A 10,509-nucleotide genomic window follows, 5' to 3' on the forward strand; every position below is an offset into this window, starting at 1 on the left:
GGGGCCGAAAGCTGCCAGCCGGCTGGAATACGCGGACAGTGGTAGCCATCCAGCTTGCGACTTTTGGTGGATCATCCGCTTCAAGGACCGTTCGTTCGTGGCGACATGCACTGCCCCCAACGACCTGCGAGGGGCCCTGTTGGCCCCTCGCAGGTCGCCGATCTCACCCTGAGGCAAGAGCATCAAGTCGAAGCTCGGGCCTAACGGGCCGCGGTGACGACCACTTCGATCAGCACGTTCTCGCCGAGATCGGCGATGCCGATCGTGGCACGGGTCGGCAGATCGTCTGCCGCGAGCCAGTTCGTCCAGGCTTCGTTCATCTCGCCCTTCTGGCTCATGTCGGTGATGTAGAGCATCGCCGAGAGAAGCTTGGTCTTGTCCGAGCCGGCCTCGACGAGCAGCTTCTCGAGCTTTTCGCAGATCTGCGCGGTCTGACCGCCCATCGACTGCGAACGGTCGTCGGCGACGAGGCCGCCGACATAGATGACGCCGTTATGCTCGACCATGCGATGCATGATCGGCGTCTTGAGGATTCGGTTAATCATGGGAAGACTCCGGTTGTTGTGGAGCGGGGAAATTGCGCCGCCTCTGTTCGAGGCGGCGCGGCGAAAAGGTCGGGGCGGTGCCTAGGCGGCGTGGCTGGCGAAGCGCCCGATGGAGAAGGGTGCGATCGGCAGGTTCGTGTGGCCGGTCGAGACCAGTTCGGCGACGATCGATCCGCAGATCGGGCCGAGCTGAAAGCCGTGCAGTGAATAGCCGAAGGAATGGAACAGCCCGTCCTCGGTGGCACTCGGCCCGATTACCGGGATGCCGTCGGCCATGCGCGCCTCGATACCCGCCCAGGCACGCACGATCCGCGCGTCGTGCATGACCGGGAAGAGGTCGCGGACGGTGCGGGCATTCTCGCCGAGCTTGGCGTAGTCGACGATCGTGCGGTTGCTGTCGGGCTCGGCCTTGCCGAGATAGCCGCCGCCGATGAGGACGGTGCCGTTCTCGAACTGCTTGAAGGACAGGGTGCGCGACGTGGCCCCGACGACGGGGCGCAGGAACGGCGGACGCCGCTCGGTGATCATCAGCATCGGCGCGACGACCTCCAGCGGCACGACTTCGCCGAACATCTTCGCGATCCGCCCGGCCCATGCCCCGGCGGCATTGACCAGGACCGGCGCCATGAACTCCCGGCCGTCCGACAGCTCCGCGACGAAGATCCGCCCGCGCCGCCTGATCCTGTCGACGGCGACCCCTTCGACGAACTGCGCGCCGAGCCGCTCGGCCTTGTTCCGGAAGGCCTGCACCGTGCGAAACGGCAGCGCCGCGCCATCGCCGCGCGACACCAGGCCGCCCACGACATGCGGCGCGGCGGCGGGCACCAGGTCCCGCAGCTCGTCCTCGCCGATCACCTCTTCATGGTCGAAGCCGGCCCGGCGCAGTTCCTCGGCGCGCGCTCGGCATTTCTCCAGATCGGCTTCGCTCTCCGCAAGCTTGACCTGGCCGTGGCTCTCGAAACCGCAATCGTCGTCGACCAGATCCTCGATCCGGTGCCAGAGCTCCATCGAGGCGAGCGAAAGCGGCACCTCGGCGAGATGCCGGCCGAGGCTACGCACCCCGCCGGCATTGACGCCGGAGGCATGGCGGCCGGGATAGTCCTTCTCGACGAGCGTCACCGAGGCGCCCCGCATTGCAAGGTGCAGGGCCGCCGAGCAGCCGTGCAGGCCGCCGCCGACGATCAGGACGTCGCTGCCCGGCATCCGCCTCAGCCTCGCGCGACCGTCTTGATCTCGGTCTCGCTCATGTCGAGCGTGGCGAGTTCGGCAAGCGTGATCGGCTTGACCGGCGCGCGCAGGCGATAATAGCCGACCGCTTCCACCGACGTGCCCCGCGCCTCCGCGATCGTCTCGGAGACGGTCAGCCCGCAAAGCCGCCCCTGGCAAGGCCCCATGCCGCAGCGCAGGAAGGACTTGAGCTGGTTGGGCCCGGTGATGTTGAGCGTCTTCACCGCGTTGCGGATCTGGCCACCCGTCACCTCCTCGCAGCGACACGCCAGCGTGTCGTCGCCGGCGACGCGGAACTGCTGCGCCGGCTGATAGAGCCGATCCAGGAAGGCGCGTCCGCGATCATAGCGTGAGAGAACCGCGCGGACGGGGGCGGCGCGGCGATCGCGCTCCTCCGGTGAAATGCGCTGCAATGCCGCCAATGCCGCCAGGCCCGCGATCCGGCCCCGCTCCGCCGCGGCTTCCGCCCCGGCGATGTCGGCACCGTCGCCTGCGATCGTGATGCCCGCGACGCTGGTACGGCCCCATTCGTCCAGCTTCGGCTTCCAGGTGAGCTGAAGCGGGTCGTATTCCAGCTCGCAGCCGCTGGCGCTCGTCATGTTGATGTTCGGCACCACGCCCTGGTGCAGGAGGAGATGATCGGCTTCGATCTCATGGACCTTGCCGCGTCTCGTATAGCGCACGCGGGCTAGATGGCCCTCCCCTTGCGCCTCCAGCGCCGTCACGCCGGAGATGACGGGCGCCCGGCGGCGCACCTTCGCCATCAGCTTCAGGCCCTTCGCGAGATAGGGCGAGGCCAGGAAACGGGGCAGTTGCCCAATCGCCGCCGTCCAGTTCGCCCTCGGCGTCGTGTCGAGGATGGCGTCGAAGTGCTTGCCGCTCTCCAGATACTGGGCCGCGATCAGCCAGAGCAGCGGGCCGCTGCCGGCCAGCACCACCTTGCCGTCCACGGTGACGCCGGATGTCTTCAGGAGTATCTGCGCCGCGCCCGCCGTCATGACGCCGGGCAGCGTCCAGCCCTTGATCGGAAACGGCCGCTCCAGTGCACCCGTCGCCATGACGACTTGCGCCGCGCGGATCATCGCCGTCCGTCCGCCGGAAGAGATTCCCAGTTCGAGATCGGGAGCGAGCTGCCAGACCGTCGCGCCGGGAAAGTACGATGCCCCGCTCGCCGCGAAGGCGTTCGTCAGCTCTTCGCCCTTCCAGTAATCCTCGCCCAGCAAAGCACGCCGCTTGAGCGGCGTTGCGCCGATGCCGCGGTAGATCTGGCCGCCTGGGGCGGGGTTCTCGTCCACCAGCAGCACCGACGCGCCGCCGCCGGCTGCAAGGGTCGCCGCGGCCATGCCGGCGGGCCCCGCCCCGATCACGACGAGGTCGTAGGTTTTCGCGAGCTGGTCGACATGCGCGATCGGTGTCATCGGGCGAGTTCCCTCTTGCCGCGGCCGATCTGCGTCTCGACCGTCATTCCAGGGCGCAGGGCGACGAGGCATCCCTGCTGGTTGCCGATGCCGTCGATGGTGACCAGGCATTCGAAACACACGCCCATCATGCAGTAGGGCGCACGGGGCTCGCCGCCGACCGCACTGCTGCGGCATATCTCGACGCCGACCGCCAGTAGGGCCGCCGCGACCGTGTCGCCCGCCCGCCCATCGACCGGGCGGCCATCGAGCATGAATGAGACCGTCGTCCGGTCGAGGTCAGGAAGCCGCTGGAACATGGAACCGTCTCGTGGAAAATGCGTCGAAATCCTGGGGAAGGACGCCTTCGGCAAAGTGCTTCGCGAGCAGTTGCGCGTGCACGGCGGCAAGGGTCACGCCCGAATGGCAGGAGGCGACGAAGGCCCCCGGATGGGTGGGCGACTGTTCGTAGATTGGAAAGCCGTCACGGCTGTAGACGCGCAGGGCAGACCACGTCCGCACCACGTTGAGCCGGCCGAGGCGCGGAAACATGCGGACCGCCCGGTCCGCCATCACCGCGTTGATGCCGGGGCGCATGACGGTGTAGTCGTCCGCCTCCTCCTGGCTATCGCCGATCATCACGCCGCCCTCGTCCGTCTGGCGGACGGTGGAGAGCGGCACGTCGAGGAAGGGTTCGGTCTTTTCGGTGACGAGAACCTGCCCGCGCAGCGGCCGCACCGGCACGTCCAGTCCGACCATCTTTCCGAGCCGGAGATTGTCGAGCCCGGCTGCCAGCACGATGCGATCGGCGCTGAACGTGCCCTCGGCGGTCTTCAGCGCATAGCCGTCGCTGCCGGGGACGATTTCGTCCACCAGCGCGCCTGGCCGGTAGGTTCCGCCGAGTGCCGCGAAGCCGGCATGCAGCGCGCGGAACAGCTTCAGCGAGTTCACGTCGCCGTCGAGCGCACAATAGGTTCCGCCCACGACGTCCGGTCCCACCTCCGGCAGGTGGCGGCGAACCTCGTCGCCGTCCAGCACGTCGATGCGGTAGGGCTCGGCGTCGGACTGGTTGTGCAGGCGGTTGATGTTGGCCGCCCGGCGCTCGAGTTCGTCCTCCGAGAGGCAGAGATGGTATCCGCCCGGCCGCCGGTAGGCGAGCGAGAAGCCGGCATGGCCCTCCAGTTCCGCGGCGAAAGCCCCCCACTCGTCTGAAGACCCACGCGTCCAGGTCGCATAGCGGGGCATGCCGAGGCCCTTGCTCTGGACCCAGACCAGCGCGAAATTGCCGCGCGAAGCGCGCTTGGCGACGTCGCCCTCATCGAGCATCAGAACCTTCAGGCCGCGCTTGACGAGGCCGTAGCCGATGGCAGAGCCGACCAGCCCCCCGCCGAGGACGGCGAAGTCGTAATCATGTTTCATCTGTATGCGTCCGAGCTTAGCTGCGGCCAGGGCCGACCAGCAGTCGTTCCATTCCGAAGAGACGGTCGAGCACGACCATCAGGATCACGGTCATGACGATCAGGATCGCCGAGACCGAAGCGACGAGAGGATCGATGTTGTCCTGAATGTAGAGAAACAGGCGGACCGGCAGCGTGGTGGTGTGCGGCGTCGAGATGAAGATGCTCATCGTCACCTCGTCGAAACTCTGGATGAAGGAGAGGATCCAGCCGGAGACGACGCCGGGCAGGATCAGCGGCAGCGTCACGCGCCGGAAGGTCGTCCAGCGCGAGGCACCCAGCGAGACGGCGGCATGCTCGATCTGCCGGTCGAGTCCGATCGACGTCGTCAGGATCAGCCGCAGGGCAAAAGGAAAGACGACGATGAGATGGCCTGCCACCAGCGTCCAGCCGGATATCCCGAGCCCCGCCTCGCTGAAGAAGCGCAGCAGCGCGATGCCCAGAACGATGTGCGGGATCATCAGCGGCGACTGGAAAAGGCTCAGCAGCGCACCGCGACCGGCGAACTGCATCCGCCCGAGGGCAAGGGCCGCCGGGACGGCGAGCACCACCGCCAGCGTCGACGAGACGGCCGCCAGCCAGAGGCTGGTGCGAAACGACGCGAAGAATTCCGGACGATCGGCGATCGCGTAGAACCAGCGCAGCGACAGGCCATTCGTCGGCAGCGAGAGATAGCCGTTCGGGGTGAAGGCGACGACGCAGACGATCAGAATCGGCGCGACGGTGAACAGCACCACGAAGGCGTGGAACGCCAGTGCGAGGGGACCGTTGCGGTTCATTCGAACACCTGCGCGTAGCGACGCTCGACCAGCCTGTTGCAGCCGAGGATGATGACGATGTTGGCGACGAGGAGGAGCACCGCAATCGCCGCCCCGAGCGGCCAGTTCAGCGTCGACAGGAACTCGTCATAGGCGAGCGTCGCCGCCACTTTCAGTCGGCGGCCGCCGATGATCGCCGGTGTCGCGAAGGCCGAGGCCGCCAGTGCGAAGACGATGATCGATCCGGTCAGGATGCCGGGCATGATCTGCGGCAGGATGACCCGCCGCACCACCGTGAAGGGCGAAGCCCCGAGCGAGATCGCCGCATTCTCGACCTGAGGGTCCAGCCGCTGCAGCGCTGCCCAGACGGAGATCACCATGAAGGGCATCAGGACGTGGGCAAGCGCGATGACGACGCCGGTCTCGGTGTACATGAACTGGATCGGCGTCGTGAGGATGCCCAGCCCCAGGAGGGTCTGGTTGATCACGCCGGTGGAGCCGAGAAGCATCGCCCAGCCCAACGTCCGGGCGACGACCGAGATCAGCAACGGCCCGAGCATCACCAGAAGGAAGATCGAGCGCCAGGAGCCCTTCATCCGATGCAGGATATAGGCTTCCGGCGCCCCGAGCGCGGCGGCGAGCAGGGTGGTGAAGAGCGAGATCCTGAACGTGCGCAGGAAGATCTCGTGGAAATACGGATCCCGGACGATCTCGGCATAGTTGGCGAGCGAGATGTCGCTGGAGACGCCCGTGTACATCCCGAAGGAGTGCAGCGACAGGATGAACGTCATTCCCAGCGGCACAAGGATGAGCGTGCCCACCACCAGCAGCGCCGGAAGGTTAAGAACATACGGCACCCACGAGGCGCGGCCATGCCGGGCCGGTGCCGGCGACGCTGTGTCTGTTGCCACGGTGCTCATCCTGCGCGAGCCTCGTCCCGCGGCAGCACCCGCATGTCGTCGACGGTCCAGGCGAGGTGAACCGTCTCCTGCACCTTCGGGAGAGCGCCGCTGCCGTTCGGTGCAAGGACGAAGATCTGTCCCGCCTCGCTGTCCACGTCGAAGAACCATTGGCTCCCCTGGAAGACACGCTTCTTGACGACGCCTTTCAGGCCCGCGTCGCCGAACGTCACGCGCTCCGGGCGGACCGCCACGAGAACCGGACCTTGTTCGCTGGCAGCAGCCATCGTCCAACGCTGGCCTAGCACGCTGACTGCCCGGCCATCGCTCTGGCCCTCCAGCGTATTGGTGCGGCCGAGGAAGCCGGCGACGAAATGCGACGCCGGCGTCTGGTAGGCCGCTTCCGGCGGGCCGACCTGTTCGATCGCCCCGTTGTTCATGACCACGACGCGATCCGACAGCGCCATCGCCTCGGACTGGTCGTGCGTCACGAGGATCGTCGTGAGACCCGTGCGCTCCTGAATGTCGCGCAATTCGCCCTGCATCTCCTCGCGCAGCTTGGCGTCGAGGTTGGACAGCGGTTCGTCGAGGAGCAGGAGATTGGGCTCGATGACGAGCGCGCGGGCAAGTGCGACGCGCTGCTGCTGTCCGCCCGACATGCGGCGGGGATAGCGATCCGCCATCGTCTGGAGGCCAACGAGTTCGAGCACGGCAGCGATCCGCCGGTCGCGCTCGGCCCGGCTGACCTTACGCATTTCCAGCCCGAAGCCGACATTCTGCGCGACCGTCATGTGCGGGAAGAGCGCGTAACTCTGGAAGACGATGCCAAGGCCCCGCTTGGCAGGTGTCACATGCGCCAGATCGCCACCGTCCAGAAGAATATGGCCCGACGTCACGTCGACGAACCCGGCGATCATCTGAAGCGTCGTCGTCTTGCCGCAACCGGACGGGCCGAGCAGCGAGACGAATTCGCCCCGTTCGATGTCCAGCGATATGCCGTCCACCGCGATGAGTTTGTCATACGCCTTGGTGAGGCCGACGATCTTCAGGAAGCTCATGTTCATGCAACCGTTCGAGTGGATGCGTCCCGCCCGGAACCGGGCGGGACGACTGGAAGGCTTGCGCCGTCGATCAGCCTTCGACTTCGCGGGTCCAGCGGGTGTTCCACTCTTCGCGGATCGGATTGACATAGTCCCAGTCGATCACGCGGAGTTCGCCGACCTGCGCGGGGCCATAGGGAATGCCCTCCGCCTCCTCCTCGGTCAGCGACGCATTCTTGTTGACCGGGCCGTAGCCGTAGCCGCGCGCCACCCGCTCCTGCACTTCCGGCGACAGGAGATACTGGAGGAGCTCCTGCGCCAGCGGATTGTCGCGGCCGGCGATCGGGCAGCCAACGATGCCGAGCGAGACCGCGCCTTCCTTCGGATAGACCATCTTGACCGGGAACCCGGTATTGGCGAGCGAATTGATGCGCGCCGAGCCCCACACGCCGAGAACGGCCTGGTTGCTCTGGAAGAGCGCGGTCATCTGGCCGGGGGACGCCTCGTAGGCGAGCACGTTCGGGTCGATCTCGTTGACGAAGGCCTCGAAGCCGGGATCGATGTTGCGCTCGTCACCGCCGCCAAGCTCCGCCGCCATCACGAGAGCATGCAGACCGTAGGTGTTGGAGAGCGGCGGGACGACCAGCTTGCCGGCATATTTGGGATCCTTGAGATCCGCCCAGGACGTCGGCGCGTCCCAGCCCTGCTCCTCGAAATACTGCGTATTGTACATCAGGCCCGTCGCTACGGCGCCGAGGCCGACCGCCTGGTCGCCGCTGATCTTGGCCATGTCGTAGAGTTCGTCATAGACAGGAGCAGGCTCGATGTCCGAGCAGAGGCCGAGGGCGATCGCCTGGTAGGCCGGCCCGTCATCCATGATCGCGACGTCGATCTGCGGGCTGGACTGGGTGGCGACGAGACGCGCCAGCGTATCGGTGGAGTTACCGGCGGTGTACTCGATGCGCACCCCATGCTCCTTCTCGAAGTCCGGGAAGACCTGCTCGCGCATCAACTGCTCGTAAGAGCCGCCATAGGCAGCGACGTACAGGACGTTGTCCTGAGCCAGAGCGGGCGCGGCACCGGCCCAGGATACGAAGGCGGCAGATACCAGAAGGGAAATAGGCGGCTTGATGCTCATCGATAACTCCTGTCCAAAAACCAATCACCCTGTAACCATTCGAGAGTTGCCATCATTCGTCAAATGCGTTTTTATGGCAAGTTGATGTGCAAATGTTATAGCGATCACCCGATGCCCACACATGTTGAAAAGTAGGCAGCTCGAAGCCTTCCGTGCCGTCATTTTGAGCGGCTCCGCGACCGAAGCCGCGAATTTTCTCAACATCACCCAACCGGCGATCAGTCGTTTGATAGCTGATCTGGAGTATCAGCTCGGTCTGAAGCTCTTTGAGCGAAAGGGTGGCAAGCTCCTGCCGACGGCAGACGGCGTCACGTTGTACCGCGAAGTCGAGCGCTCCTTCGTAGGACTGGAGCGCATCGAAAAAGCCGCCAAGGACATACTCGAACGCCGGGGCGGCGAACTCCGGGTCGCGGCATTGCCGGCGCTCGCCACCAGCTTCCTGCCGATGGTGACGGCGAATTTCGTCTCCGCGCGCCCGGCCGTCGACATCACGCTCTATGGAATGACCTCGCCCTCCGTTCTGGACTGGGTAACGACGGGGCGCTGCGACCTCGGTATCGTCCACGAACGCATCCCGCATTCTGCGATCACCACTTACGAACTTCCATCGATGGACGCCGTCTTCATTGCCTCGCGCGGCCACCCTCTGCTGGCGCAGGACGCGATCGGGCCGGAGGACCTGCACGGGCAGGACATCGTCGCGCTCGCGGCAGCCTCCTCGGCCCGCCGCAAGTTCGACGCCGTCATGGTCACCCACGATTGCGTGCCCCGGATCCGCACGGAAAGTCCGCTGACGATGATCATTTGCGGGATGGTGGACGCAGGCTTCGGCTGCGCGATCGTCGACCCGTTCACGGCGTCGCATTTGCCCTGGCGCAACCTTCAGGTCCGCCCCTTCCGTCCTTCAATCAAGTTCGAATGGTCGATGATCGTGCCGAACTTTTCGCCCGTCTCGTCGCTCGCCCAGGATTTCGCGGACGAGTTTTCGGGATCGTTCTCACGGACCCTGGGCATGCTCAATTCTCGTCAGGGACCCGGTGACCGGTCTGTGCTTCTTTCCGACGTTTGATCGCCTATCTGCTCAGCATCGTGCACGGGTCCGAACGACGATGTTCTTGCCGGCACAACCAGTGGTAATTCCTTGAAATGCCGGGGCGGGTTTGCCTTCCGGCGACGAGACGACGATCCATCCGAGGTCCTCTTGTCGATGGAATCGGCTCTACGTCCGGAGCGGCACGGCAGTCTCAAAGCGCACGCTTCCGAGCCGGGCATTCAACGCCCGAGATCATTTCCACAGCCCGTCCCGTCGCCTCTGCGGTCCTTTCCTCCGCGGGCCAGAGGAGATGGATGTAGGCCTGGAGGACGGCGGCGTTGTAGGTGTCGACCGGATGGTCGCCGATCAGCTAGAGGAACAGATCGCGACGAAAACGCACGGTGCTGATGTCTCGGTGTTTCGACGCGATGCCGCCAGCCGGGCAGCGAGACGAAGAGCGCCTGGTCGAGCCGTCCTCGCCTTCGCCCAACGATACACCACGCTGTACACCACCCGATACACGTACCACTTTGCCACCCTTGGCTGGGCGGGCTGGGAGGCAGAATGCCGGAAGAACGGGGGTTCGAAATTGGCGGAGAGGGGGGGACACTCCGCCAAATAACGCCAAAACCCTTTTCTTCTGGCGATCTGATTTCTCAGCGCGCCGACCGTCGATACACCGCTAGATACGCGAGCCGATACACCGAGCCCAGCCTCATTTGCCCGACCGACGGTGTCGAAGCAGAAATTATTTCTTTCGGTCAGTGACGCCCTGCCCCCTGCAAGCGGCAGCTTCCCGTCGTCGGAGAAACCGCTATTCGCCGTCTCGCGCGGCGACGAAGCGGCCGAAAGCGCCCGCGGCAGGGCGATGCGCATGGATCGCAGGATTAATACCAACGTGCGCGATAGCTGACTCTGTAGGGGTTCCCAAGGCGGGCGAAGTCTGAATCGATGGAGGCAAACGGAGGTTTGCCATGGCTTCAGCGATCCCGCTTCGTTCCGATTTCAACGGACC

11 protein-coding genes are annotated in these 10,509 nt (G+C 65.5%); 1 reads left to right on the forward strand and 10 read right to left on the reverse strand.

The window, feature by feature from the left end; genetic code table 11:
• Positions 1-200: 200 nt before the first annotated feature.
• From GTW51_RS21345 to GTW51_RS21385, 9 genes are all read right to left on the reverse strand, one after another.
• Entirely contained in the window at positions 201-545 is a 345-nt protein-coding gene (locus GTW51_RS21345; RefSeq protein WP_163046058.1) for a RidA family protein, read from the reverse strand.
• An 81-nt stretch (positions 546-626) separates the two neighbouring features.
• Positions 627-1,748, reverse strand: a complete 1,122-nt coding sequence (locus tag GTW51_RS21350; protein ID WP_163046059.1) for an NAD(P)/FAD-dependent oxidoreductase — start codon at positions 1,746-1,748, stop codon at positions 627-629.
• Between the two features lie 5 nt (positions 1,749-1,753).
• On the reverse strand, positions 1,754-3,190 hold the full coding sequence (locus GTW51_RS21355) for an FAD/NAD(P)-dependent oxidoreductase (protein WP_163046060.1): 1,437 nt from the start codon (positions 3,188-3,190) through the stop codon (positions 1,754-1,756).
• A complete protein-coding gene (locus tag GTW51_RS21360) occupies positions 3,187-3,489 on the reverse strand; it encodes a (2Fe-2S)-binding protein (RefSeq protein ID WP_163046061.1) in 303 nt (100 codons plus the stop codon). Before GTW51_RS21360 ends, GTW51_RS21355 begins: the two co-directional genes overlap by 4 nt.
• Complete coding sequence (locus tag GTW51_RS21365; RefSeq protein WP_163046062.1) at positions 3,470-4,588, reverse strand: NAD(P)/FAD-dependent oxidoreductase; 1,119 nt, start codon at positions 4,586-4,588, stop codon at positions 3,470-3,472. Before GTW51_RS21365 ends, GTW51_RS21360 begins: the two co-directional genes overlap by 20 nt.
• Before the next feature lie 16 nt (positions 4,589-4,604).
• Positions 4,605-5,405 (reverse strand): ABC transporter permease, encoded by an 801-nt coding sequence (locus tag GTW51_RS21370; RefSeq protein ID WP_163046063.1) that lies wholly within the window; start codon positions 5,403-5,405, stop codon positions 4,605-4,607.
• Positions 5,402-6,304 carry an ABC transporter permease gene (locus GTW51_RS21375; RefSeq protein WP_163046064.1) on the reverse strand — a complete coding sequence of 301 codons (903 nt, stop codon included), beginning with the start codon at positions 6,302-6,304 and terminating at the stop codon, positions 5,402-5,404. The genes GTW51_RS21370 and GTW51_RS21375 overlap by 4 nt, the downstream gene beginning before the upstream one ends.
• On the reverse strand, positions 6,301-7,341 hold the full coding sequence (locus GTW51_RS21380; protein WP_163046074.1) for an ABC transporter ATP-binding protein: 1,041 nt from the start codon (positions 7,339-7,341) through the stop codon (positions 6,301-6,303). The genes GTW51_RS21375 and GTW51_RS21380 overlap by 4 nt, the downstream gene beginning before the upstream one ends.
• Positions 7,342-7,414: 73 nt before the next feature.
• Positions 7,415-8,461, reverse strand: a complete 1,047-nt coding sequence (locus tag GTW51_RS21385; RefSeq protein ID WP_163046065.1) for an ABC transporter substrate-binding protein — start codon at positions 8,459-8,461, stop codon at positions 7,415-7,417.
• Positions 8,462-8,582: 121 nt separating this feature from the next.
• On the opposite strand from GTW51_RS21385, the gene GTW51_RS21390 reads away from it, so the two are divergent.
• The gene (locus GTW51_RS21390) at positions 8,583-9,530 is read left to right on the forward strand and encodes a LysR substrate-binding domain-containing protein (protein WP_163046066.1); all 948 of its coding nucleotides are present in this window, start codon (positions 8,583-8,585) and stop codon (positions 9,528-9,530) included.
• A gap of 778 nt (positions 9,531-10,308) precedes the next feature.
• Here GTW51_RS21390 and GTW51_RS23685 read toward each other — a convergent pair.
• A partial coding sequence (locus GTW51_RS23685) for a hypothetical protein (protein ID WP_203566235.1) occupies positions 10,309-10,509 on the reverse strand: 201 nt, incomplete at its 5' end.

This window comes from Aurantimonas aggregata, from assembly GCF_010500835.1.
In the GTDB taxonomy this organism is placed as follows: Bacteria; Pseudomonadota; Alphaproteobacteria; order Rhizobiales; family Rhizobiaceae; genus Aurantimonas; species Aurantimonas aggregata.

What these genes read in the sequence shown, in the direction of transcription:
- GTW51_RS21380 (WP_163046074.1), bottom strand. Translation starts at nt 7,341, where the DNA reads ATGAGCTTCCTGAAGATCGTCGGCCTCACCAAGGCGTATGACAAACTC.
- GTW51_RS21360 (WP_163046061.1), bottom strand. Translation starts at nt 3,489, where the DNA reads ATGTTCCAGCGGCTTCCTGACCTCGACCGGACGACGGTCTCATTCATG.
- GTW51_RS21350 (WP_163046059.1), bottom strand. Translation starts at nt 1,748, where the DNA reads ATGCCGGGCAGCGACGTCCTGATCGTCGGCGGCGGCCTGCACGGCTGC.
- GTW51_RS21375 (WP_163046064.1), bottom strand. Translation starts at nt 6,304, where the DNA reads ATGAGCACCGTGGCAACAGACACAGCGTCGCCGGCACCGGCCCGGCAT.
- GTW51_RS21365 (WP_163046062.1), bottom strand. Translation starts at nt 4,588, where the DNA reads ATGAAACATGATTACGACTTCGCCGTCCTCGGCGGGGGGCTGGTCGGC.
- GTW51_RS21390 (WP_163046066.1), top strand. Translation starts at nt 8,583, where the DNA reads ATGTTGAAAAGTAGGCAGCTCGAAGCCTTCCGTGCCGTCATTTTGAGC.
- GTW51_RS21370 (WP_163046063.1), bottom strand. Translation starts at nt 5,405, where the DNA reads ATGAACCGCAACGGTCCCCTCGCACTGGCGTTCCACGCCTTCGTGGTG.
- GTW51_RS21345 (WP_163046058.1), bottom strand. Translation starts at nt 545, where the DNA reads ATGATTAACCGAATCCTCAAGACGCCGATCATGCATCGCATGGTCGAG.
- GTW51_RS21355 (WP_163046060.1), bottom strand. Translation starts at nt 3,190, where the DNA reads ATGACACCGATCGCGCATGTCGACCAGCTCGCGAAAACCTACGACCTC.
- GTW51_RS21385 (WP_163046065.1), bottom strand. Translation starts at nt 8,461, where the DNA reads ATGAGCATCAAGCCGCCTATTTCCCTTCTGGTATCTGCCGCCTTCGTA.